The sequence below is a fragment of the Paractinoplanes deccanensis genome (assembly GCF_016862115.1).
Classification (GTDB): domain Bacteria; phylum Actinomycetota; class Actinomycetes; order Mycobacteriales; family Micromonosporaceae; genus Actinoplanes; species Actinoplanes deccanensis.
Window position 1 is genome coordinate 16,178 of sequence record NZ_BOMI01000165.1, and the last position, 24,080, is coordinate 40,257.

19 protein-coding genes are annotated in these 24,080 nt (G+C 71.1%); 6 read left to right on the top strand and 13 right to left on the bottom strand.

Annotated features, from left to right (window positions below):
* From lipB to Ade02nite_RS39565, 6 genes are all read right to left on the bottom strand, one after another.
* Complete coding sequence (lipB, locus tag Ade02nite_RS39540; RefSeq protein WP_203775198.1) at positions 1 to 627, bottom strand: lipoyl(octanoyl) transferase LipB; 627 nt, start codon at positions 625 to 627, stop codon at positions 1 to 3.
* A complete protein-coding gene (locus tag Ade02nite_RS39545) occupies positions 593 to 1,306 on the bottom strand; it encodes an endonuclease V (protein ID WP_203775200.1) in 714 nt (237 codons plus the stop codon). The genes lipB and Ade02nite_RS39545 overlap by 35 nt, the downstream gene beginning before the upstream one ends.
* Before the next feature lie 63 nt (positions 1,307 to 1,369).
* Positions 1,370 to 3,337 carry a beta-galactosidase gene (locus tag Ade02nite_RS39550; RefSeq protein ID WP_203775392.1) on the bottom strand — a complete coding sequence of 656 codons (1,968 nt, stop codon included), beginning with the start codon at positions 3,335 to 3,337 and terminating at the stop codon, positions 1,370 to 1,372.
* An 8-nt stretch (positions 3,338 to 3,345) separates the two neighbouring features.
* Complete coding sequence (locus Ade02nite_RS39555) at positions 3,346 to 4,692, bottom strand: ABC transporter substrate-binding protein (RefSeq protein ID WP_203775202.1); 1,347 nt, start codon at positions 4,690 to 4,692, stop codon at positions 3,346 to 3,348.
* Between the two features lie 11 nt (positions 4,693 to 4,703).
* The gene (locus Ade02nite_RS39560; RefSeq protein WP_203775204.1) at positions 4,704 to 5,618 is read right to left on the bottom strand and encodes a carbohydrate ABC transporter permease; all 915 of its coding nucleotides are present in this window, start codon (positions 5,616 to 5,618) and stop codon (positions 4,704 to 4,706) included.
* Positions 5,618 to 6,508, bottom strand: a complete 891-nt coding sequence (locus Ade02nite_RS39565; RefSeq protein ID WP_203775206.1) for a carbohydrate ABC transporter permease — start codon at positions 6,506 to 6,508, stop codon at positions 5,618 to 5,620. The genes Ade02nite_RS39560 and Ade02nite_RS39565 overlap by 1 nt, the downstream gene beginning before the upstream one ends.
* 160 nt (positions 6,509 to 6,668) lie before the next feature.
* On the opposite strand from Ade02nite_RS39565, the gene Ade02nite_RS39570 reads away from it, so the two are divergent.
* Positions 6,669 to 7,658 carry a LacI family DNA-binding transcriptional regulator gene (locus tag Ade02nite_RS39570; RefSeq protein ID WP_203775208.1) on the top strand — a complete coding sequence of 330 codons (990 nt, stop codon included), beginning with the start codon at positions 6,669 to 6,671 and terminating at the stop codon, positions 7,656 to 7,658.
* Positions 7,659 to 7,813: 155 nt separating this feature from the next.
* On the opposite strand, the gene Ade02nite_RS39575 is transcribed toward Ade02nite_RS39570, so the two are convergent.
* Complete coding sequence (locus Ade02nite_RS39575) at positions 7,814 to 9,058, bottom strand: MFS transporter (protein WP_203775210.1); 1,245 nt, start codon at positions 9,056 to 9,058, stop codon at positions 7,814 to 7,816.
* Positions 9,059 to 9,104: 46 nt separating this feature from the next.
* On the opposite strand from Ade02nite_RS39575, the gene Ade02nite_RS39580 reads away from it, so the two are divergent.
* Positions 9,105 to 9,530 (top strand): helix-turn-helix domain-containing protein, encoded by a 426-nt coding sequence (locus tag Ade02nite_RS39580; protein ID WP_203775212.1) that lies wholly within the window; start codon positions 9,105 to 9,107, stop codon positions 9,528 to 9,530.
* A gap of 42 nt (positions 9,531 to 9,572) precedes the next feature.
* On the opposite strand, the gene Ade02nite_RS39585 is transcribed toward Ade02nite_RS39580, so the two are convergent.
* From Ade02nite_RS39585 to Ade02nite_RS39605, 5 genes are all read right to left on the bottom strand, one after another.
* Positions 9,573 to 10,049 (bottom strand): SUKH-4 family immunity protein, encoded by a 477-nt coding sequence (locus Ade02nite_RS39585; protein WP_203775214.1) that lies wholly within the window; start codon positions 10,047 to 10,049, stop codon positions 9,573 to 9,575.
* 8 nt (positions 10,050 to 10,057) lie between these two features.
* Positions 10,058 to 16,153 carry an RHS repeat-associated core domain-containing protein gene (locus tag Ade02nite_RS39590; protein WP_239169376.1) on the bottom strand — a complete coding sequence of 2,032 codons (6,096 nt, stop codon included), beginning with the start codon at positions 16,151 to 16,153 and terminating at the stop codon, positions 10,058 to 10,060.
* Positions 16,154 to 16,323: 170 nt separating this feature from the next.
* Entirely contained in the window at positions 16,324 to 16,743 is a 420-nt protein-coding gene (locus tag Ade02nite_RS39595) for a DUF1810 domain-containing protein (RefSeq protein WP_203775218.1), read from the bottom strand.
* A 10-nt stretch (positions 16,744 to 16,753) separates the two neighbouring features.
* On the bottom strand, positions 16,754 to 18,205 hold the full coding sequence (locus Ade02nite_RS39600; RefSeq protein ID WP_203775220.1) for a flavin-containing monooxygenase: 1,452 nt from the start codon (positions 18,203 to 18,205) through the stop codon (positions 16,754 to 16,756).
* Positions 18,206 to 18,249: 44 nt separating this feature from the next.
* Positions 18,250 to 19,014 carry an alpha/beta fold hydrolase gene (locus Ade02nite_RS39605; protein ID WP_203775222.1) on the bottom strand — a complete coding sequence of 255 codons (765 nt, stop codon included), beginning with the start codon at positions 19,012 to 19,014 and terminating at the stop codon, positions 18,250 to 18,252.
* A 48-nt stretch (positions 19,015 to 19,062) separates the two neighbouring features.
* On the opposite strand from Ade02nite_RS39605, the gene Ade02nite_RS39610 reads away from it, so the two are divergent.
* Positions 19,063 to 20,709: a GMC oxidoreductase gene (locus tag Ade02nite_RS39610; protein ID WP_203775394.1), complete on the top strand. Its 1,647-nt coding sequence runs from the start codon at positions 19,063 to 19,065 to the stop codon at positions 20,707 to 20,709.
* A gap of 91 nt (positions 20,710 to 20,800) precedes the next feature.
* Here the strand turns inward: Ade02nite_RS39610 and Ade02nite_RS39615 are convergent, their stop codons facing one another.
* On the bottom strand, positions 20,801 to 22,264 hold the full coding sequence (locus tag Ade02nite_RS39615; protein ID WP_203775224.1) for a pectate lyase: 1,464 nt from the start codon (positions 22,262 to 22,264) through the stop codon (positions 20,801 to 20,803).
* A gap of 87 nt (positions 22,265 to 22,351) precedes the next feature.
* Between Ade02nite_RS39615 and Ade02nite_RS39620 the strand changes: the two genes are divergently transcribed.
* From Ade02nite_RS39620 to Ade02nite_RS39630, 3 genes are all read left to right on the top strand, one after another.
* The gene (locus tag Ade02nite_RS39620) at positions 22,352 to 23,269 is read left to right on the top strand and encodes an alpha/beta fold hydrolase (RefSeq protein ID WP_239169377.1); all 918 of its coding nucleotides are present in this window, start codon (positions 22,352 to 22,354) and stop codon (positions 23,267 to 23,269) included.
* Positions 23,266 to 23,448, top strand: a complete 183-nt coding sequence (locus Ade02nite_RS39625; protein WP_203775226.1) for an FRG domain-containing protein — start codon at positions 23,266 to 23,268, stop codon at positions 23,446 to 23,448. The genes Ade02nite_RS39620 and Ade02nite_RS39625 overlap by 4 nt, the downstream gene beginning before the upstream one ends.
* Positions 23,449 to 23,563: 115 nt before the next feature.
* Positions 23,564 to 24,013 carry a hypothetical protein gene (locus tag Ade02nite_RS39630; RefSeq protein WP_203775228.1) on the top strand — a complete coding sequence of 150 codons (450 nt, stop codon included), beginning with the start codon at positions 23,564 to 23,566 and terminating at the stop codon, positions 24,011 to 24,013.
* Positions 24,014 to 24,080: the final 67 nt, after the last annotated feature.

Genomic DNA, 24,080 nt, shown 5'->3' on the forward strand with positions numbered 1-24,080 from the left:
TCAGACGGCGCCGAGATGCTTGGCGATCACGTCGCGGACCGAGGACTCGTCGGGGGCCGTGCCGGCCAGGCGGCGCAGCGAGGTCATCTCGACGCCGTCGAGGCGGCAGGCGGTGAAGCGGTCGAAGACCGACAGGTCCGGGTCGATGTTGAGGGCGAAGCCGTGACTGGTGACGCCGCCGCGGATGCGCATGCCGATCGAGGCGACCTTGGCGTGCGACGGGGTCCAGACGCCGACCAGGCTGGCCGAGCCCTTGGGGGTGTCGCGGCGGATCGTCTCGAAGCCCAGCTCGGCGAGGGCCGCGATCAGCGACGTCTCGAGCCAGCGGACCACGTCGGCCGGGCCGCCGTCGCGCAGGTTCATCACCAGGTAGCCGACGAGCTGGCCGGGACCGTGATAGGTGGCGTGCCCGCCCCGGTCGACCGGCACCACCGGGAAGCCGGGATCGACCGGCAGGTCCGAGACGGGCGTGTGCTTCCCGTACGTGATGACCGGCGGATGCGTGAGCAGGAACAGCCGATCGGGCGCCCGCCCCTCGCGGCGCTCCGTGACCCACCCGTCCATGAGCCGCAGACCTTCGTCGTACGGCACCTCACCGAGATCCACCCGCAGCAGGCTGTCCACCATGGCCGCCATGCTGCCACTCGGCCCCGCCGGCCGACAGGTGATCTGCGAGACGTCGCCGGGACAGGATGTCGGCCTGGCGGGTCGGCTCGGGGATGCGGTAACGCCCGCTCAGCCGCACGGCGAGGGACGTGCAGTCGTCGAGGGCGATGCGGTGGCCGGCCGAGACGAAGACCGGTTTCACGCCCGTCTGGGTACGGACGGCGCGGCCCACGATCTCGTCGCCGTCGACCAGGTCCGACCACGAGCCGCGCGGCTCGTCCACCGGTGCCCAGGCGCCCACGTACGGGGTCTTGGCGATGCCGAACGCGGGGACGTCGAGCAGGACGCCGAGGTGCGACGCCAGGCCGAAGCGGCGCGGATGGGCCAGGCCGTAGCCGTCGCAGATGAGCAGCGCCGGGGTGGCCGAGAGCCGGGAGATCGCCTCGCGCAGCAGGGGGATCTCGCGGAAGGCGAGCAGGCCCGGCACGTACGGGAAACTGACCTCGCCCTGGGCGGTGACCGCCTCGACCACCGCGAGCGTTGCCACGTCGATCACGACGGCCGCGGCCACGCCGAACGACGACTCGGTGTAAGTGACGTCGAGGCCGACGACCGTGGGTGGGACCGCGAAGCCGGGTGGCGGGATGACCAGCCGGGTGCGCAGCGACTCCTGCACGGCCACGGCCTCGTCGGGGAGCATCCGCCGAACGATACCGGTCCCCGGCGGCGCGGACGGCGCGCCACCGGGGACCGGCCTCGATCGTCAGGCCCGCAGGACCGCTACTCCCCTGGCGGCGAGGGTGGTCTCCGGGCCGCCGAGGGAGCTGATGTCCAGCTGCTCGTCGGTGCGGTTGACGACGAAACGGATGTCACCGCGGACCGCGAGCTCCACGCGGCCGCGCAGGCCGGAGGGCAGTTCGCTCTCCACGCCGGCGCGACCGGCCAGGTCCTTCAGCAGCGGCGCGAGGCCGTTCGGGGTCAGCTTGGTCGAGATGTACGCGGCCGAGCCGGCGCCGGACGCGCGGCGGGTGATCGCCGGGCGGCCGGCGTAGTCGCCGGTCTTGTAGGTGGCCAGCACCTCGGTCGCCGGGTCGAGCAGGTCGATCCGGTCGCTCCACAGCGTGCCCTCGAGCCCGTCCGACAGCGCGACCGTGTCGCCGGCCGGCAGCGGCGCGAACTCCTCGATGCGCAGGCCGAGCAGGTCGCGCAGCGGGCCCGGGTAGCCGCCCAGCCAGACGTGGTCGTTCTCGTCCACGATGCCCGAGAAGTACGTCGTCACCAGGTGACCGCCGGCCTCGACGAACGAGGTCAGCCGGGACGCCAGCGGCGACGGCATCACGTGCAGGATCGGCGCCACGACGAGGCTGTAGCCCTCCAGCGAGGACGACACCGGCAGCACGTCGACCCGGATCCCGAGGTCCAGGAACGTCGTGTACCAGTCGAGCGCCTCCTGCTTGTAGCGCAGCAGCTCGGTCGGGTGGGAGTCCTGCTCGGCGGCCCACCACGACTCCCAGTCGAACAGGATCGCCGCCTTCGCGGGCGTGCGCGGCCGGCCCTGCACGTACGACAGCTCCTTGAGCCGGGCGCCGAGCGCCACCACGTCGCGGAACAGCGTGCTGTCCGTGCCCGCGTGCGGGATCATGCCCGAGTGGTACTTCTCGGCGCCGGCCCGGGACTGCCGCCACTGGAAGTAGCAGACCGCGTCGGCGCCGTGCGCGACGTGGGTCAGCGCGTCGCGGGACAGCTCACCCGGCCGCTTGGCCAGGTTGACCGGCTGCCAGTTGACGGCGCTGGTCGAGTGCTCCATCAGGAACCACGGCCGGCCGCCGGCCAGGTTGCCGGTGAGGTTCGCCGAGAACGACAGCTCGTCCAGGCTCTGCTCGCCGGGCAACCGGTAGTGGTCGTTCGCGACGAAGTCGACCTCGGCCGCCCAGTCCGCGTAGTTCATGCCCTTGGTCTCGCCCATCACCATGAAGTTGGTGGTGACCGGCACGTCCGGGGTGAGCTCGCGGAGGATCTCCCGCTCGGCGCGCAGGTAGTCCTTGAGCACGTCGGAGGAGAACCGCTTGAAGTCGAGCTGCTGGGTCGGGTTGGGGAACGACGCGGCGAGCCGCGGCGGCAGGACCTCGTCCCACTCGCCGTACCGCTGCGCCCAGAACGCCGTGCCCCACGCCTCGTTCAGCTTCTCGACCGTGCCGTAGCGGTCGCGGAGCCAGACCCGGAAGGCCCGGGCCGCGTCGTCGGAGTAGTCGTAGATGTTGTGGCAGCCCAGCTCGTTCGAGACGTGCCAGGCGACCAGCGCGGGGTGGCTCGCGTACCGCGTGGCCATCTGGCGCACCAGGCGCAGCGCGTACTGCCGGAAGACCGGCGAGGTGGGCCGCCAGTGCTGGCGGCCACCCTGCCAGAGGATCTGCCCCTCGTGGTTGACGGGCAGGATCTCCGGGTGCGCGGTGGTCAGCCACGGCGGCGGGGAGGCCGTCGCCGTGGCCAGGTCGACCGAGATGCCGTTCGCGTGGAGCAGGTCCATCACCTCGTCGAGCCAGGCGAAGTCGTACCGGCCGTCGGCCGGCTCGATCCTGGCCCACGAGAAGATGGCGAGGGAGACGATGGTGACGCCGGCTTCGCGCATGGCGCGGACGTCCTCGTCCCACACCTCCCTCGGCCACTGCTCCGGGTTGTAGTCCGCGCCGAACTCGAGGCGCGAGTCGACGCGGAGCCACCGGTGGTTCATGGAGTCGCTCACTTGACGGTGAAGCCCTGCTCGTTGCCGTACTTCGCGGACTGGTCCTGCCACGCCTTCAGGCCGTCGGCGAGCGTGGTGCCCGAGACGTACGCCTTGCCGGCGGTGTCGTTGAAGATGCTGTTGGAGTAGACCTGGAACGGCAGGTACGTCCAGCCGGTCACGACGTTCTGCGACGACTTCGCGAAGATCTCGTTGGCCTTCTGGCCGCCGAAGTACTTGAACTCGGTGCCGAGGAACTTCGGGTCGCTGAGCTGCTTGGTGGTGGCCGGGAAGGCGCCACCGTCGACGCGGATCTGCACGCCGTCGCCGTCGTTCGCGAACTTGACGAAGCCGTACGCGAGAGCCTGGTTGTTGTTCAGGCCCTTGTTCATGAGCGAGAGCGCGCTGCCACCGTTCTCGGCGGAGGCGTTCTGGCCGGCGGTCCACTGCGGCATGTCGGCGACGCGCCACTTGCCCGAGGCGCTGGGGGCGCTGGAGACGAAGTTGGCGGGCATCCACGCTCCGGTCGCGATGGTGGCGATGGTGTCGTTCTGCATGCCCTGGAACCACTGGTCGGACCAGCTGGAGATCGGGGCGAGCAGCTTCTCGCTGATCAGGGTCTGCCAGACCTTGACGAACTTCTGGCTGCCCTCGTCCGAGAAGTTGATCGTGACGTTGGTGCCGTCGACGGTGTACGGCTTGCCGCCGGCCTGCCAGATCATCGAGGTGGTGAAGCCCGCGTCACCGGTGTCGTTGGTGATGTAGGCCTTCGGGTCGGCCTTGTGCAGCTTGCGCGCGGCGTCGAGGTACTCGTCCCAGGTGGTGGGGACCTTGATGCCGTACTTGTCGAAGACGTTCTTGTTGTAGTACAGCGCCATCGGGCCGGAGTCCATCGGCAGGCCGTACGCGACGTTGCCGGAGTGCACCGAGTTCCACGGGCCCGGCGCGAAGTCGGCCTTGAGGCTCTCGGCGCCGAAGCCGCTCAGGTCGGTCAGCGACTTGCCGAGGGCGAACTGCGGCAGCGCGTAGTACTCGATCTGCGCGACGTCCGGGATGCCCTTGCCGGCGGCGACCGCGTTCTGCAGGGCGGTGTACTGGTCATTGCCGGTGCCGGCGTTGACCAGGTCGACCTTGACGTTCGGGTACTTCTTCTGGAACTCGGTGACGACGTTCTTGAGGGTGGGCTCCCAGGCCCACACCGTCAGGTTGCCGCCCTTCTCGAGCGCCGCGGTGACGTCGGCGTCCGAGACGGTCGCCGACGAGCCGGAGCCCGAGTCGGCGTCGTCGCCACCGCCGCAGGCGGCGAGGCCCAGGGAGAGCAGGGCCGCGGTGGCCGCGGCACCCACTTTGAGGAGCTTGGACATAGGGAGACCTTTCATTCCTTGACGGAGCCGGCGGACAAACCGGACTGCCAATAGCGCTGAAGCAGGAGGAAGGCCGCCAGGAGCGGCAGGATGGTGAGCAGCGAGCCGGTGATGACCAGGTTGTAGACGGCCTCGCCGCCGGCGGTGGTGGACTGCGCGTTCCACGCGTTGAGGCCGACGGTCAGCGGGTACCAGTCCGGGTCCTTCAGCATGATCAGCGGCAGGAAGTAGTTGTTCCAGGTCGCGACGATGCTGAACAGGGCCACGGTCACGATGCCGGGGGCGAGCAGCGGGACGCTGATGCGGAAGAAGGTGCGGAACTCGCCCGCGCCGTCCATCCGGGCCGCCTCGAGCATCTCGTCCGGGATCGCCTGCGAGGCGAAGGTCCACATCAGGTACAGGCCGAACGGCGAGATCAGCGACGGGATGATCACGGCCCACGGCGTGTTGGTCAGGCCCAGCTTGCTGAACATGAGGAACGTCGGAACGGCCAGCGCGGTGCCCGGAACGGCGACCGCGCCGAGCACGATCGCGAAGACCGCGCGTTTGCCGACGAAGCTGAACTTCGCCAGGCCGTACCCGGCGAGCGCCGCCAGCAGGGTCGCGCCGCCGGCACCGACCACCACGTACAGCAGGGTGTTGCCGAACCACCGCAGGAAGATGCCGTCGTTGTACGTGAACGTGTCGCGGATGTTGTCCCAGAGCGCGAAGTGCCCGTCGGAGAACCAGAGGCCGAACGAGGTGAACAGGTCACCCTGGGTCTTGGACGAGTTGAAGATCAGCCACGCGAGCGGGACCAGGCTGTACAGCGCCATGAGCGCGGTCAGCACGGTCAGCACCACGCTGCCCTGGCGCTTCTTCCTGCGGGCCTTCTGGGTGACCGTGAGCTGCTTGTTGGCAGCAGGCGTTTGCACCGCGGTGGTCATCAGCGCTCCCGGTTCCCGCGCAGCTGCACGACGTACGCGATGACCATGGTGATCAGGCCCATGACGATCGCGACCGTGGCGGCGTAGTTGTACTGCTGGCCCGAGAAGGACAGCTGGTAGGCGTACAGGTTCGGCGTGAAGTACGTGGTGATCGCGTTCGGGGCCAGCGGCTGGAGGATGACCGGCTCGGTGAAGAGCTGGAAGCTGCCGATGATCGAGAAGATGGTCGCGATGACCAGCGCGCCCCGGATCGCCGGCAGCTTGATCGCCGTGATGATCCGGAACTGCCCGGCGCCGTCGAGCGAGGCCGACTCGTACAGGGAACCGGGGATGACCCGCAGCGCCGAGTAGAAGATCAGCATGTTGTAGCCGACGAACTCCCAGGTCACGATGTTGCCGATGGACGCGAGCGCGAGGTGGGGGGACAGCGGGTTCGGCAGCGAGACGTTGAACGTCTCGTTGATGTTGCCGACCAGACCGAACTGGTCGCCGTAGATGAAGCCCCACATCAGCGTCGCGACCACCGCCGGCACCGCGTACGGCAGGAAGATCGACACTCGGAAGAAGGCCTTGCCGTAGAGCCGGCCGCTGTCGATGGCGAGCGCCACGACCAGGGCCAGGAACAGCATGATCGGAACCTGCACGACCAGGAAGATCGCGACCCGGCCGAACGACTCCCAGAACTGACTGTCCTGCAACAGCCGCTGGTAGTTGTCGAACCCGACGAACGAGTTCCCGCCGATGAGCTGGTTGCGATACAGGCTCAGGTAGATCGAGTACACGATCGGCGCCAGGAAGACCAGCGCGAAGATCAGCATGAACGGGCCGACGAACTGCCAGCCACGCCAGGAGCGGCGCCGACGGGCCACCGCCGGCTGGGAAACCGCCATGGTCACCCTCTCGTGATGTCATGATGTTTACGCAAACATCAGGCACCGATGTCGTTCGATGTTTCTTCTTGTTTTCGAATGTTCGATGTTTACGTAAACATCGTGAGTGCGATAGTGTCACCGCGTGCGGTCTTCGTCAAGCAGTGCCCGGCGAGTTTCCATGGCGGATGTCGCCCGGCTCGCCGGCGTCTCCTCCCAGACGGTCTCGCGCGTCTCCAACGGGCACCCCGGCGTGGTCGAGTCGACGCGCCAGCAGGTTCTGGACGCCATGAAAGAGCTGGGCTACCGCCCCAACAGCGCGGCCCGGGCCCTCAAGCGCGGCGAGTTCCGGACCATCGGCGTCATCCTCTTCACCCTCGCGACCACCGGCAACAGCCGCACGGTCGAGGCGATCGCCAACCACGCCGCCGAGGAGGGGTACGCGATCACGCTGATCCCGGTCGCCTCGCCCACCCAGGACGGCGTGCTCGGCGCCTTCACCCGGCTCGGCGAGCTGGCCGTCGACGGCGTCATCGTCATCATGGAGGTCCACCTGCTCGACGCCGTCGACCTGGAGCTGCCGCCCGGCGCCCAGGTCGTGGTGGTCGACTCGGACGCCGGCGACCGCTACCCCGTGGTCGACACCGACCAGGCCGACGGCGCCCGCCAGGCCGTCCGCCACCTGCTCGACCTGGGCCACCACACGGTCTGGCACGTGAGCGGCCCCGCCGAGTCGTTCTCCGCCGGCCGCCGCGCCCAAGCCTGGCGCGACGTGCTCACCGCCGCGGGCCGCCCGGTCCCGCCGATGCTCCAGGGCGACTGGTCGGCCGAGTCCGGCTACCGCGCCGGCCTGCGCATCGCCGCCGACCCGTCGTGCACCGCCGTCTTCGCCGCCAACGACCAGATGGCCCTGGGCGTGCTGCGCGCCCTGCACGAGCACGGCCGCCGCGTCCCCGCCGACGTCAGCGTCATCGGCTTCGACGACATCCCCGACGCGGTTTCCTACCTGCCGCCGCTCACCACCATCCACCAGGACTTCGCCGAGATGGGCCGGCGCTGCGTCGAACGGGTCCTCGACCAGATCCGCGGCCGCTCCTCGGCGCCGGGCACGATCCTGGTCCCGACCCGCCTGGTCCACCGCGACAGCACGGCCCCGCCACCGCGGTCCTGACCCTCGGTGCCGGGCGCGGGTCCCGACGCGCCACTCCCCCACCTCGCTCTCTGCCCTCGGTCGGCTTCTCACCTGACACGCCGGCGGTTCATCCGGCCTGCCCGACCCGCGGCGTGCCCCTTCTACTGCCCGGCTGCCGTGCCGATGACCCCGGCCTACCCCAGTCGCGGCAGCAAGATCAGGGCGATGGCGGCGGCGACCGGCACGAGGCAGCTGAAGCCGATCAGCGTGGCCGGCAGTCCCGCGGCCGCGACCATCGCGGTCGCGGCCAGAGCCCCGAGGACGGCGGCGACGGCGTCACTGGTCATGAAGACGGCGGACACCCGGCCGCGCGCCTCCGGCGGGGCCGCGCCCTGCACATGATGGGTGGTGGCGACGTTGGCGACGGACCCGGGGACGCCGGCCACCGCGATGGCCACCACGGCGACGAGCAGGCTCTCGGCCGTGAAGATGACCAGGAAGCACGCTCCGACCACCGCGTAGCAGAGCGCGATCAGCCCACGCGGGCCGAAACGGACCAGCGCCGCCCCGCTGACGGCCGCGCCGCAGAGGTAGCCGGCGCCGAGGCCGGTGACGAGATAGCCCACGGCCTCGCCCGAGGCGTGCAGCCGGTGGACCGCGAAGGGGACGAGCAGCGCGGTCAGCCCGGCGTTCGCGATCCAGTAGAGGCAGCTGGAGGCGAGCAGCCCGCCCAGCACCCGGCCGCGGAGGACGAGGCGCCACCCCGCGCGCCACTCGCCCGAGAAGTCCCGGGAGACGGTAGCCGCCCCGGCGCCAGTCTCCACCGCGGAGACAGGCGCGGTCCCGGGCGCCGGGGTCGAGACCGCGCCGCTCGCGGACCGGGCGATCGTGGGGATCGGCAGTCCGGCGAGGATCGCGGCGGCAGCGAGATAGCTGACCGCGTCGGCGACCACGACGGCGCCGAACCAGCCGGCCGCGACCAGCGCCGTCCCCGCCGGCGGCGCACACAGGCGCAGGACGCTGTGCGAGACGGCCAGCGACGAGTTCAGCGCGGCGCGGCCCTCCGACGATCGCGCCACCGCCGCAATGGTCGCCTGGAGTGCGGGCCGCAGGAAACACACCGCGGCGCTCTCGACGGCCAGCGCGACGTAGACGAACCCCACGCGATCGCCGGTCGCGGCCAGGAGCAGGAGGCACACCCCGAACGCGGCGACCAGGTTGCCCCCGGCGAGCACGCGCCGGCGCGGCCACCGGTCCACCAGTGCACCCGCCCACGGCCCGATCACGACGGCGGGCGCGGCCTCGACCGCGAGGGCCAGGGCGGTGGAGGCCGGCGAGCCCGTCACCGCGTACACGTGTGCGGGAACTGCCATGACGAGCAACCAGGTGCCGGCGGCGTCGGCGGTGGCCGCCACCCACAACCGGCGGGACGCCCTCATCGCGCCAAACTATCCCCACAGAACAATCGGTGACAAGATGTGTTCCGTGGAGATATCGGAGCTCGGTTCGATCTTTCGGCGGCAGCGGACCGCCGCGGGGCGCACGATCGCGTCGGTGGCGGCGGAGGCCGGGCTGTCGGTGCCCTACATCGCCAATCTCGAGAACGGTCGCGGCAACCCGACGCTGTCCGCGGTCAGCAACCTCGCCGCGGCCCTCGGCAGCCGCCTGGTCGTGCGCCTGGCCGACGACGACCCGCCGGCCGCCCGGCTGCCCGGCTCGCTGGTGCAGTTCTCGCGCGGCGCCCGCTTCCGGGCCGAGGTCGCGCGGCTCGGCGACCCGGAGATCGCCCGGCTGCTCGCCGCCATGGCGGCCGTGGGAGCCCTGACCGAACGCCCGCTCACCGAGCTCGACTGGCACCGCGTCCTCGACACCGTCGTCCTGCTGACCCGCCCGGTGACGCCGGCGGAGTGACGCCCTCCCCGCCCGGATGAGGCCGGGCGGGGAGGATCGCGGTCACTCGGAGTCGTCGTCTCCGTAGACCCCCATGGACACGTCGCCCAGGGTGTCGTTCCAGAAGGAGTTCTCGTCCTCGACGGTGGCCGGGTCGATCGCGCGCAGCTCCGATCTCAGCCGCTGCTCGACCTGCTCGTCGTCGCCGGCCAGCTCGCCGTAGGTGACGTCCAGGTAGGCCCGGAACGAGCGGACGAATTGCTCCGGTGACGAGTTGGCAAAGAAGCGCCTGCTCCCCGCCAGGCAGTAGACGGCACCGGTCTCGCACTCCACGGCGAAGCCGTCGGCCGGATCACCGACGTAGCCCAGCAGCAGGAACCCCGGATGGGCTCCGCTCGGCTCCACCCCGGCCGGGCCGTCCTCGATGAAGTCGGCGACCCGCGGGATGCCCGACTCCAGCAGGTAGGCCCGCGCCGCGTCGTCCTTGACGCACCCCAGGTAGCCGGGGCTGTAGCGGATCGGGTCGTCGTGGTCGGTCATCGGCGCTCCTACTCCCATGGCCTGGTCCAGTTGCCGGAGGCGGCGTCCCGGAACACCTGGCCGATCTTAGAGTTGAGGGCGTTGTTCGTGCTCGTCGCCATCGCCGTGCCCGACTTCTCCCAGGGGTACGACCACGAGTGGTGGATGCCCAGGTTGGCGAGGTCGTCCCGGCAACTGTTGCTGCCGGTGCAGGCCCGGCGCTCGGAGTAGATCTCCTTGATGGTCTCCCCCTTGTTCAGCTTCACCCGCAGCAGCTTCTGCTCGGCGTGGTTCTTGCGGCCCTTGGAGGCGAAGGCCACCTCGTACCGCACGTTGCCGTTCGCGTCCTCGATCCGCGCCGCGGCGCCGTTGCCGTTCTTCTTGCCGATCTGCAGCCGCTTCTGGATGACCTGCTGGCTGAGGTCGGTGCTGCCGTAGTCGACCTGGCAGTTGTGTACGAGGACCGAGGCGGCCCCGGCCAGCACGTAGTACGTGTGCGGGCCGTCGACCGTCAGGTCGTAGGTGATCTCCTTGTGGTCGTACGAGCGGACCGCGGAGAGCTGGACGTACGTGCCCGCCGCCGTGCGCAGGAGCTCGCCCTCGCGCAGGTCGCCCGCGTCCACCCACTGCTTGCGGGTCTCCGACCAGAACGGGTGGTGCTCGGTGGTGGTGATCGTCGAGGACGAGCCGTCGGCCTCGGTGACCGTGACGTCGACGAACTGCTTGTCGTCGTCGGTGCGGATCGTGTGGGTGACCTGCTCGGCCTCGGTCTCGCCGGTCTCCGGGTCGGTGGCCCGGACGGTGTCGCCGGGCTCGACCTTCTCGATCGGCTTGCTCGTGCCGTCGGCCAGCAGCACCGCGGTGCCGGCGACGAAGCTGTGCGACATGGGGCAGGCGGCGCCGTCCCCCGCGTCCTTCTTCGTCTTCGCCTTGGCCTTGGCGGCCGCGGCCTTCGCCTTGGCCTGGGTCTCGGCGGCCGCTCTCTTGGCCGCTCGCTCCGCGGCCTCCTTGGCCGCCGCCGCCTTCTCCGCGGCCGCCTTGGCCGCCGCGGCCGCCGCTTCCTTGGCCGCCCTGGCCGCGTCCTCGGCGCCCTTGAGGATGGCCTTGGCCCACTTCAGCTCCTGGAAGAAGGTGACCACGGCCTTGCCGGCCTTGTAGATGGCCTCGGCGATCTTCTTGGCCTTGAAGATCTTGCCCCAGGGCAGGGCTCCCACGACCATCGAGACGCAGGCGACCAGGTCGCCCTTGAGGCAGTTGAGGATGTCGTTGATCCCGAGGAACTCCATCAGGATCTGGCCGCCGGCCTCCAGGATCACGTCGAGCGTGCTCTTGGACTGCAGCTGGTTGGCCTTGGCGATCTCCTCCGGCGACGGGCCCGTCGTGGCGGCGGGGGTCGTCGCGGAGGTGGTGGGACCGGCGTCCGGCACCATGCCGGTCGGGTCGGTGTACGCCACCGGGTTGTTCGACGCATAGGTGTACGCCGACGTGGCGCCCGGCCCGGTGGGCATCGGGTCCCGGCTGCCGAAGCGGCCGGTGCCCGGGTCGTAGTTGCGGGCCCGCAGGTAGTAGTTGCCGTCACCGGACGTGGAGTCCTGGTACTGCCCGGTGAACTGGAGCGGGTTCTCGACGCTCTGCTCGGGCAGCTGCTGCCCGGCCAGCGTCGGGCCGACCCGCGGCCGGCCGAACGGGTCGTAGTCGTAGCCCTGCTCGACCGTCCCGGACGGCGTCAGCAGGTTCGCCGTGCCACCGAGCCAGTCATGGGTGTACGAGTGCACGCCGCTCGCCGGGTCGAGCAGCGCCAGCGGCTCGTCGTCCGGACCGTAGGTGAAGCCGCGCTTCTCGGTGACCGCGCCGCCCTGCTCGACGGTGTCGATCGCGATCTGCGGCAGCGTGCCCGCCACGTCCCACGACCAGCGCTGCGTCGAGGTCTGCGCCTGGAACGCCGTGGTGGACGAGAGCCGCAGCCCCCGGGCGTCGTAGGCGAAGGTCGTGCTCTGCCCGGACGCCAGCGTGGCCTTGGCGAGCGTGTTGTCGAGGTTGTACTCGAACTTGTCGCCGCCCGCCTTGATCTGGTTGCCGCGGGCGTCGTAGCGGTACTCGGTCTCGCGCTCGTGGGACGGGCCTTCGACCTCCTCCTCGACGAGCTGGTCGGCGTCGTCGTACTCGTACTCGGTGACGTCGTTGCCCGCCGTGCCGCTGCGCACCTGCTCGGTGCGGTTGCCGGCCAGGTCGTACTTGTAGTCGATGCGGCCGACCGGCTTGACCGTCTTGTCGGTGCACGACGCCACGCCGTAGCAGGCCGAGGTGACCTGGTCGGCCTCGTCGTAGGCGTACGCGACCGACTCCGCGACACCGCCGCGAGTGGTCACCACCCGGCTCGGGTTGCCCACCTTGTCGAGCGTCAGGTCGTACTTGGAGACCGGGTCCTGCACGCCCGGCACGGCCTCGCCGGTGCGCTCCGTGCCGATCGAGGTGAGCCGGCCCGCGTCGTCGTAGACCCGCTTCTCGGTCAGGCCGGTCGCCTGCGGCAACGTGGTGGTGGTCCGCCGGCCCGCCACGTCGTAACCGAAGCCCCAGGTCGCTCCCCCGGCGCTCAGCGACGTGATCCGGCTGGCCGCGTCGTAGCCGTACGACACGCTGGTGCCGTCCGGGTACTGCCGCTTGGTGACGTTGCCCCGGGCGTCGTAGTCGTAGCCGAAGGTCTCGTCGGCGCGGCCCGCCTCCTTGCGGGTGACCGACCTGATCTGGTCCTCGTCGTCGTAGACGATCTCCCGGACGCCCGCCGGGTCCCCGTACGACGTCGTGCGGTCCTTGGCGTCGTAGCCCCAGGTGTAGACCGGGCCACCGGTGCCGTTGGTGCGCTTGGCGAGCCGGTTGACGATGTCGTACTCGTCGACGACGGTCCGCTTGGCGTACTCCTTGGCGTCGAGGTCGTCGAGCTCCTCGTCCTCGCCGAGGGTGAGCGTGTGGACCCGGTTGCTGTCCGCGTCGTACTTCGCGTACGTGTTGCGCCCGAGCGGATCGGTGCTGCGGATCAGGCGTCCGGCCTCGTCGTAGTAGACCGTCGTACGGTTGCCACGCGGGTCGGTGACGGACGCGAGCGAGCCGTCCTCGCCGTACGTGTAGAGGGTCGACTCCTCCTCGGGATCGTCGGCGTCGAACTCGGCGTTCGGCGCGGTGACCGTGCGGGGCTGGTCGTCGTCGGTGTAGGTGTACCGCGTGGTGTGGCCGTTGGCGTCCGTGGTGGACACCGGCCGGTTCAGCGCGTCGAACTTCGTCGTCGTGACGTTGTCCAGCGCGTCGATGCTGCGGACCGCGTTGCCGGCGAGGTCGTACTCGAAGTGCGCGGTGAACCGCTCCTTGTCGGCGCCCTCGACGTTGCCGCGCGGCTCGGTGACCGAGGCCATCAGGCCGTCGTCGGTGTAGGTGTAGGTGGTGACGCCGCCGGTGGGCGAGATCTGCTTGATCTTGTTGCCGGCCTCGTCGTACTCGGTCTTGGTCTCGACGCCGCCCGAGTCGGTGATGCCGGTCTGCCGGCCCGCCTTGTCGTACGACATCGCCGTGGTCCGGCCGAGCGCGTCCTTGGTGCCGGTGACCAGGCCGCTGTTGGCGCGCGTGGACGTCGACGACTTGCCGAACTCGTCCACCGTCTCGACGCTGCGGTCCAGGTCGTCGACCTTGTAGTCCTTCACGACCACCTGGCCGCCCGGGTAGGGCCGGCGCATCTGGATCAGGTTGTCGTTGTTGTCGTACTTGTAGGTCGTGGTGAAATCGGCCTTGTTCGCGCCCGGCACGTTGCCGCGGGGCGAGGTGACCGACGCGACCAGGCCCTTGACGTTGTACGTCCAGCTGGTGACCAGATCGGCCTCGTGCTTCATGTCGACGGCGGCCGTCAGCCGGCGCCCCGCGGCCGTGTAGGTGTAGAGCAGCGTGCGCCGCGCCTCATAGGTCGCCTTGGGCAGGCCGTTGTCGAGGTACGCGTACGACACCGACACGCCGCCCGGCGTCGTGGTCTTCTTCAGCCGGCCGGCCGCGTCGTACTCGCTGGTGTCCGGGTTGCGCTTGCCGGGCGAGTACACCGCGACGACCCGGTCGAGGTTGTCGTAGACCGTGCGGGTCGTGTAGCTCTCGGGCTTCGCCCCCGCCACGGTGCCCCGCGGGTCGACGACGATCGTCTGCCGGCCGACCTTGTCGTAGCCGTACTCGACGCGGCGTCCCTCCGGCGAGATCGCCGCCTTGGTCAGGCCGGCGTTCGGCTGGCCGTTCGGGATGTTCTCGTACCGGGAGACCTTGCCCCGCTGGTCGGTCACCGTGAGCGGCACGCCCCGGTCGTCGTACGTGTAGGTGATCGAGTGGCCCTCGGGATCGGTGCTCTTGACCAGCTCGTCGAACTGGTTGTACTCGTCCTTCCACGTCTGCCCGTCGGCGTCCACGTGCGTGGTGGGGTTGTTGCGGGCGTCGTACTGGGTCTTCTCGCTGAACTTGCGGCCGGGCGCGAACTGCTCGATCAGGTTGCCCGCGGCGTCGTACTGCGACTCGTGCTGGTTCTGATTACCGTTGACCACCAGGCTGCGGTTGAGCGTGCCGTCGTAGCGGTGGTTGTTGGTGTCGCCGTTGCCGCGCTGCGAATAGAGCAGCACGTTGCCCTTGTAGCCGTCCCAGACCACCACGTTGTCGGCGTCGGTGGTCTTCGCCTCCTGCTTCGTGGCGTTCCATTCGAACGTGGTCGCCGCGCCGAGAGCGTCCAGCTGGCGCGACACCCGGCCGGTCGAGCCGTACTCGTTGGTCAGCGTGACGACCTTGCGCGGGTCGACCACCTGAGTCAGCAGGCGCGCCGCGCTGTAGCGGTACTGCCAGATCTCCCCGGCCGCGTCGATCACCTTGGTGAGCAGGCCGTCGGTGTAGAAGTACTGGGTCTTCCGGCCGTCCGGCAGCGTGATCGACTGGATCAGGCCGCCGGCCAGCCTGGCGACGGCCGTGCGCCCGGACGCGTCGGTCACCGTGATGCTCGCGTCGGTGTGCGCGAACCGCAGACCTGCCTGGCGCGGGTCCAGGACCGAGGACAGGCGCCCCTGCGCGTCGAAGGTGAACACGATGTTGTCGCGCGTCGTCAGCGTCCAGCCGTCGGCCGTCCTGCGCAGCGTGGACCGCACACCCGGCGGGCGTACGAAGCCGTCGCCGCTCGCCTTGAACAGCGTGTCCGAGCCGTCCTCGGCCCGCACCAGCGCGCCGTCGGCGGTGGCGATGACCTTCAGGTCGTACACCCAGGCCCAGCCCGGGCCGAGCGCCGAGGCGCCGGTGTTGAGCGACGAGTAGGCCCGCCCGGACGAGAACGGGACCCCGAACGACTCCATCACGAGGTCGTTCTCGCTGAGCGTGAAGCCGCCGGTGCCGGTGTTCACGCCGATGGCTCGCACCGCCTGGCCGGCGTCGGTCATGCCCAGCGCAACCGAGCATCCACAGCCGGCCGCCTGCCGGTCCGGGATCGCCGGCGGATCGACCGTCGTGCGCGGCTGCGCGCTCTCCGAGTTGGCCGACGGCACCTCGCCGTCCGGGTAGAGCCCGGTGATGGTGACGAAGTAGCTCTTGGTGGCGTCGAGCTGCCAGCCCTCGGCCGCGCCGAGCGACTTGCAGTACGAGCGCAACTCGCCACAGCCGTCGTTGCCGAGCTTGTCGCGGCCCAGGACGACCGACTGCTGCCTGGTCTGCGACTCGCTGTCGTAGAGGTCCACCCGCCACGACTCGAAGGCGTCGTCCTTCAGGTTGAAGTAGGTGACCAGCGAGGTGTCGCCGACCACGAACCCGGGACGCAGCAGCACATCGGTGAACGCCGCATCGGGCGCCGCCGCGGCGGCCCGGGCCACTGCCGCCTTACCCACCCTTTCGGCCCGGCCGCCGGCCTCGACCAGCGGCGGCACGACGGGCGGGCGCTGATTTTCCGCGAGGGCGACCTCACTGGCCGCCCCCGCCGGCACACCCCGCTGCTGCGGTGCCTGACCGGCGGTGACCTGCGGAACGTCGCCGGGATCGGCGTGGGCCGGGACGTCGGCCGGTGGCGCCAGCGTCCCGACGAGAAGAAGTGCGCTGAAGCCCGCGATCCAGCGGGTTCGCGCGAGAAGATGCACACGGCGCATGAAAAGATGACCTCCCCCGTGAGATGACCTGGGGAGCCAAACATGTCGATGCGTCGATCTTCTTGATCTGTCCTTGATCTGTCACGGCCGGCCGGAGGATCACCCCGGCGGCGCGGGGCAGCGGGGAGGCGCCGGTCCGCACACCCGCGCGGGGTGCCGCCCTACCGGCCCGTCAGCAGCTCATCGGTGCGGGCGTCGGGGACACCGTCGAAGTACCTGGCCAGCACCCGGGTGAAGACCTCCTGGTCCGGGGCCGCGCGGCCGAACAAGGTCATGGACGATCGCAGCTTCAGGTCGTCGGGGTGGCCGAGGAGCACGGTGGCCGAGGCCACCGGCGAGGCGGCCACGGCGGCCGAGATCTCGATCAGGCGGGGGCCCAGCCGGGGATGGGCCAGATAGGCGCGAGCCTCGGCGAGGTCGCGGATCGCGTAATAGGCGGCGGTGGGACTGGAGCCGAGGCCGGCCAGTTGCGGGAAGACGAACCACATCCAGTGCGACCGCTTGCCGCCCTGCCGCACCTCGGCGAGCGCGCGCTCGTAGACGCCGCCATCCTGCGCCGAGACGAACCTGTCGAGATCCACCCGGCCGAGCCTAGACGGGCTCGTAGTCGGCCGGGTCGAGGCGCGCGGTCCGGCGGCGGTATTCCGAGGCCATGCCCGGCCAGTTGGTGACGATGCGGCCGGAGGCGTTGCGGTACCAGCTCTGGCACGCGGTCCAGACGGTGCCCGAGAGCCGGCGCTGGATCTCCGCGTCGTAGGCGGCCGCGACCTCACGGCGTACGGCCAAAGGCTGAGCACCGGCCGCGAGGCGGCGGACGGCCTGGACCACATATCCGGCCTGGCACTCGTGGAAGTAGATGACCGAGGTGTTGCCGGTGTTGGTGTTGGGGCCGTACATGAGGAAGAGGTTGGGGAAGCCGGGCACGGCCATGCCGAGGTGGGCGTACGCGCCGTCGCGCCACTCGTTGTCGAGGGTGACGCCGCCGCGGCCGACGATGCGCAGCGGGGTGACCAGGTCGGAGGCGGCGAAGCCGGTGGCGTAGACCAGAAGGTCGCAGGGGTGGTGGGCGCCGTCGGCGGTGCGCACGCCGTCCGCGGTCAGCTCGACGATCTTGTCGGTGACCAGGCTGACGTCGGGCCGGGCGAGCGTGGGCAGCCAGCGGTTGGTGAACAGGACCCGCTTGCAGCCCATCGGCTCGTCCGGGGTGATCCGCGCCCGCAGCGCCGGGTCGCGCACCTGGAGGCGGCGCTGCACGGTCGAGACCGTGCGCACGAAGGTCTGCGACCAGCGGCGGCCGAGCAGCGCCCGCCCGGTCACGACGGTCATCGCCCAGACGCCGGCGCGCGGCAGACTCATCAGGACAGGCAGGTGCCGGTACGCGAAACGACGGCCCGCGCCGTACCGGCGATCGGGCCGGGGCAGCGTCCACGGGGCGGTGCGCTGGAAGACGGTGATGTGCGCGGCCACCCCGGCGATCGCGGGCACCAGCTGGATCGCGCTGGCCCCGGTGCCGATCACCCCGACGCGGCGGCCCTCGACGGGCAGGCCGGGACGCCATCGGGCGGTGTGGACGGCCGGCCCCTCGAACCGGTCCGCCCCGGCCAACGAGGGCACCACCGGCTTGGTGAGCTGGCCGACCGCGGGGACGAGCACGTCCGCCTCGATCTCCGCACCGTCGGCCGTCCTGATCAGCCAGTGGCCGCCCGCCACACTGCCCTCGACCCAGCGCGCCTCGACCACCTCCGTTCCAAGCCAGATTTTTCGCGCTATGTCTAGTTTTTCCGCGACCTCGCGTAGGTACGTGAGGATCTCGCTGTGCGGCGGAAAGCGCCGGCTCCACAACGGATTGGGCGCGAACGAATAGGAGTAGAGCGGCGCCGGAACATCGCAGGCGCACCCCGGATAGGTGTTGTCCCGCCAGACCCCGCCGAGCGACGAGGCCCGTTCGAGCAGGACCACGTCGGTGAACCCGGCTCGCAGGAGGGCCGCCGCGGCGGCGATGCCCCCGAAGCCGGCCCCGATCACGACCACGCGCGGACTCATTGACGTGAACGTATCAACCTGTTGGCACGGTGCCAATAGCGCCGTCAGCTTGTTTCCAGCAGCAGGCGGGCGCACGTTCGCGGGTCGTCGGCGAACGGCAGGTGGCCACATCCGGGCAGGCGCACGTGACGCGCCCGGGGCAGCAACTCGCGCGCCTTGACCGCCTGCCGGTACGGCAGCACCACGTCCCGGGCGCCCCACGCGATCGTGACCGGGATGCCGTCGAGCATGCCGCGCTCGCACCGCCACTTTCCCAGGTGCCGGCGGGCCGCGGCGAAGCCCCTCGCCGCGATCAGCGCCCGGGCGTCGGCCACGCAGTCCTTCGGGTCGAGCGCCGCCGGCTTGCCGTAGAAGATGCCGCAGAGCGCGGCCCGCCCCGGCGTCGTCCGCATCAGCCACGGCAGCGCGGGTCCCAGCGCCGCCCCACCGGCCCGCGCCGCCGTGACCACGCCCCGGCACCAGCGCGCACCAGCCGCCCCGAAGAAGCCGACCGGCGAGAACGCCGTGACCGAACGGGCCACCCCGCGCCGGCCCAGCTCCAGGGCCACCGCGCCGCCGAGCGAGCTGCCGCCCACCGCCGGCCGGGTGACCCCGTGCGCGTCGAGGAACCCGGTGACACGGTCCGCCAGGTGCTCGACGGAGCCGGGCCCACCGTCCGGCTCGGACGCGCCGAAGCCGGGCAGGTCGAGCGCGATGACGTCGTGGCGCGCCGCGACCGTGTCGAGGACCGGCCGCCACACCTGCCAGCGGCTGCCGATGCCGTGGATGAGAACGAGCGGGCTTCCACTTCCCTGCCGGTGATGGTTCACGGCCGCCTCCTTGTTGACAGTTTGCCAACAGCGATGTCACCGTACGCCATGGCGTACGACTACGACGTCCTCGTCGTCGGCTCGGGCTTCGGCGGCAGCGTCAGCGCGCTGCGCCTGACCGAGAAGGGCTACCGCGTCGGCGTCCTCGAGGCCGGCCGCCGCTTCACCGACGACCAGCTGCCCGAGACGTCGTGGCGGCTGCGCCGATATGTGTACGCGCCGGCCCTTCGCTGCTTCGGCATCCTGCGTCTCACGCTGCTCGACAACGTGCTCGTCATGTCGGGGGCGGGCGTCGGCGGCGGCTCGCTCGGCTACGCGAACACGCTCTACGAGCCGCCGGACACGTTCTTCACGGACCCGCGCTGGTCGTCGGTCACCGACTGGAAAGGCGAGCTCGCCGCCGCGTACGACCAGGCGAGACGCATGCTCGGCGTGACGACGAACCCCGTGGAGACGCCGTCCGACCGGGCCTTGCGGGCGGTTGCCGACGATCTCGGGGTGGGGCACACCTTCACGCGTACGCCGGTAGGCGTGCTCTTCGGCGACGAAGCGGTCCTGCCGGATCCGTTCTTCGGGGGCGCCGGACCCGTGCGCTCCGCCTGCACCCACTGCGGCGCGTGCATGACCGGCTGCCGGGTCGGCGCGAAGAACACGCTCGTCAAGAACTACCTCTACCTCGCCGAGCGCCTCGGCGCCGCCGTGCTCCCGTTGACGACCGTCACCGACGTACGGCCTCGGAGAGAGGGGGGTTTCGCGGTCGCGACCCGTCGCACCGGCGGCCTCGCCCGCCGCACCTTCACGGCCGAGCAGGTCGTCTTCGCGGCGGGAGCCCTGGGTACGCAGCGCCTGCTGCACCGCCTGCGCGACCGCGGCTCGCTGCCCGGCGTCTCCGCGCGGCTCGGCGAGCTGAGCCGCACCAACTCGGAGTCCATCCTGGGCGCCCGAACCCGACGCCGTGACCAGGACTTCAGCCGCGGCGTCGCGATCACGTCGTCGATCCACCCGGACCCGTCCACGCACGTCGAGCCGGTCCGCTACGGCCGGGGCAGCAACCTGCTCGCGCTGCTCGCCACCACGCTGGTCGACGACGCGGGCGGCCGCTCCCGCCTGCTCACCGGCCTGCGCCAGCTGGTGCGCGACCGCCGCGACCTGCGCCTGCTGGTCTCGCCGCGGCACTGGTCCCGCGAGACGATCGTGCTGCTGGCCATGCAGGCCCTCGACAACTCGATCACGGTCTACCGCAAGCGCGGCCGGCTGCGCACCCGCCAGGGCATCGGCTCGCCCAACCCGGTGTGGGTGCCCGCCGCGCACCAGGTGGCCCGCTCCGTGGCCACGAAGATCGACGGGGTCCCGCTCGGCGCCCTGACCGAGCTGATCGGCCGCCCGGTGACCGGCCACTTCCTGGGCGGCTGCGCGATCGGCACGTCACCGGAGACCGGCGTCATCGACCCGTACCACCGCCTGTTCGGCCATCCCGGCCTGCATGTCATCGACGGATCCGCGGTCGCCGCCAACCTGGGGGTCAACCCGTCCCTCACGATCACGGCGATGGCGGAGCGGGCGGTGTCGCTGTGGCCCGACAACGGCTCCCCGGACCCGCGGCCGCCGCTGGGCGCTCCCTACGAGCGCCTCTCGCCCGTCCCTCCGCGACGCCCGGCGGTGCCCGCCTCGGCGCCGGGAGCGTTGCGCCTCTGAGGGTGCGACGGCCCGGCCGGGATCCCGGCCGGCCGGGCCGTTCCTGCGCTCGGGGAGCGGGGGGCGGGGCTGCACACCCCCCGCTCCGGTCCTACTTGAGGGTGATGTCGGTGGCGGTGCAGGACTTGCCGTCGGGGACGGAGCTGATCTGGGTCGGCTCGCCGCTGGTGACGCCCTTGAAGATGGCGCAGATGACGGTCTTGCTGGTGCCGCCGACGACCGTCACCTTGGCGACGGTGGCGACGTCGCCGAGATTGGCGTTGACGCCGACGAGGGCCTTCAGCGGCGTCGTCACGGTCACGTTGGAGACCTGGACCTTGCGGGCGTACTGCTTGGAGCAGTTGCCGCACGAGCGGTAGAGCTTGCCGATGTCGCTCGCCTGGAAGTCCTTGATGACGAAGGTGCCCGGGCCGTTGTGCTGGAAGGTCTTGTCGGAGGCGTGCATCGCGCCGCCGCCTACCACGGTCATCGTCTGGCTCGCCGAGGTGCCCTTGAACGTGGCGGCGTCCTCGCCCACGTCCTGCCACCACACGTTGCGCAGCGTGCAGGTGCCGAGGCAGTGCACGCCGTCGGCGGCGGGGCTGCCGATGATGACGTTCGACAGGGTGGCGCCGTCGGCGAGCTGGAACATCGGGTCCTGGCCCTCGTCCTGTCCGTCGCCGCCGAGGTCGCCGCCGCCGACGAAGCGCACGTTGCCGCCGTCGAACGAGCCGGTGATCTTGCGGGTGGCGGTGAGGGTGGTGGTGCTGACCGGCGTCGGCCAGGTGGCCGCCACCGGGGTTGCCGTGGCCGCGGGGCTCGCCGGGGCCGTCGTGGTCGGGGCCGTCGTGGTCGGGGCCGTCGTGGCCGGGGCCGTCGTGGCCGGGGCCGTCGTGGTCGGGGTCGCCGGGGTCGTCGTGGTGGGCGCCGTCGTGGCCGGGGCACCGCCCACGGCACTCACCGACACGTCGTCGAACGAGGCCGAGGCGTCCACAGTGAGCAGGCCCACCCTGCCCTTCGTCAGCTTCGCCGTGGTGACGTCGCCGACGACACGGCCGTCCACGTAGCCGGTCACCCGCGTGCCCGACACGTCGAGGCGCAGCTTGTGCCAGCCGCTGCCGGCGGTGGCCAGCGGCAGCGAGCTGAGCACGGTCACCGAGGAGCCCTTTACCTCCTCGAGCCGCGCCGCGCCGGACACCAGCACCAGCCGCTCGAACTGGTGGGCGCCGCCCACCCGGGCCGCGATGCCGGCCGACGCGCCGGGCGCCGCCAGCGTCAGCGGCCGCACCGACGCCTGCAGCGAGTAGTCCGTCCAGCCGCTGTCGCCGGCGAAGAACCGGGCCAGCTCGCTGCCGTTGTCACCCTGCTTGAGCGCCTTCGTGCCGTCCGTCGCCACCGACCACGAGCCGCCCGACTTGGACCACCCGCTGGTGTCGCCGTCCTCGAAGTTGTCGCTCAGCGACGGCCCGCCCCCGGCGAACGCGGTGGCGGTGAGCCCGGCCGCGGCGACGAGCACCACGGCGAACCCGCCGATCAGTGCGCCCCGCCGGCGGCGGCCGGCCATTGCGTGCTTCATTCGTCATCCTCCTGATCACGTCAGACATGATCAAGTGGTCGGCGGCGCCGAAAAGGTTGCCCGGGTTCCAGAAATTTTTTCGCGGGTATGTGCGACGCCATGTTCGACGGCTTCGATGACGAGTTCCTCGACGTGGGCGAGGTGGGCCTGCGGGTGCGGTACGCGGGCGACGGCCCGCCGGTGCTGCTGATCCACGGCCATCCGCGTACGGGCGCCACCTGGCACCGCGTCGCGCCCCTGATGCTGCGCGCGGGTTTCACCGTGGTCTGCCCGGACATGCGCGGCTACGGACGGTCGAGCAAGGCGCCGATCGAGACCGACCACTCCCAGCAGTCGAAGCGGGCGGTCGCCGCGGACCTGGTGACCCTCATGCGCAAGCTGGGCCACGAGTCCTTCGCCGCCGTGGGCCACGACCGCGGCTGCTACGTGGCGCTGCGGCTCGCCCTCGACCACCCCGCCGCGGTCTCCCGGCTGGTCGTGCTGGACGGCGTCCCGATCAGCGAGGCCCTCGCCCGCTGCGACGCGCGGTTCGCCCACGACTGGTACCACTGGTTCTTCTTCGCCCAGCCCGACAAGCCGGAGCGCGCGATCCTCGCCGACCCCACCCTCTGGTACAAGGGCGATCCCGGCCGGATGGGCGCCGAGAACTACGCCGAGTTCCGCGAGGCCACGAGCGACCCCGACACCGTGCGGGCGATGCTGGAGGACTACCGCGCCGGCCTGGGCGTCGACCACGAGCACGAGCTGACCGACCGTGCCCGGGGCACCACGATCGCCTGCCCCACCCTGTTCGCGTGGTCCACCCACGACGACATGGAGCAGTTGTACGGGGATCCGCTCGCGATCTGGCGCCGCTGGGCCCCGGACGTGCGCGGCGTGCCCATCGAGTCCGGTCACCACGTGGCCGAGGAGAACCCGGAGGCCCTGGCCGCCGCCCTGATCTCCTTCCTCGGCCCCTCGCCGAGTGGCCGTGCGACCACGCGGCCACCGGGCATCGCTCGGTGAACTGCCCCGGCAAGCTCGGCCGGAACGTCTCGCGCCGGTCCCTGCTGGGCAGCGGCGTGCCCCGGTACGCCGCCGAGCCGCTGCTCCAGCACTACGGCATCCGCACCCGATGGCTCGACCTGGTCGGCAACATCTGGAGCGCGCTCTGGTTCGCCTGCCACCACTTCACGACCTACTGACGGCGGGCGCGCACCGGGCTCGCGCCGGGTGCACCCTCGCCGCCGCCGGTGCGTACCACCTCCTGTCGATCTCCGCTCGGCGGAAGAGTCGGGCGTGAGAGAGAGGGGAGCGACGATGAGCATCGTGGGGAAGCGCGTCTCGGCTGCGGCGCTTGCCGGACTGGCCGCCGGGGCCGTGACGCTCGGTTCGCCGGTCGCGGCGGATCCCGGCACCGACGGCACGGCCGCGGACACCGCCGACGTGGTCGTGCGGACCTGGTCGGGCATGGACCACTACGTTGACCGGCGCACGACTCAGGAGCTCGGCGAGAAGCTGCGCGCCTGGGACAAGTCGAGCGAGCTGCCGGCCCTCGCCGGCTCGGCCCTGCTGTGCTCGCGGCTGCGGGTCCTGCCGCTGACCGCGCTGTGCACCTTCGGGCTGACCGCGGTGAACGCGCTCGTCCTGGACAAGGTCCGGCAGGCCGACGAGATCGGCGGGTGCCTGCGCCTGTCGGTCCGCTTCGGGATCCCGTCGGCGGCCGCCTACAACGACGACGGCGAGTACTGCCGCGGTGCGCGCCGCTGACGCGCACGCCGTACGGCCGAGTGTGTGCACTCTTCCTCGCCGCGCCGGGCGGAGGTACACAGAGGCC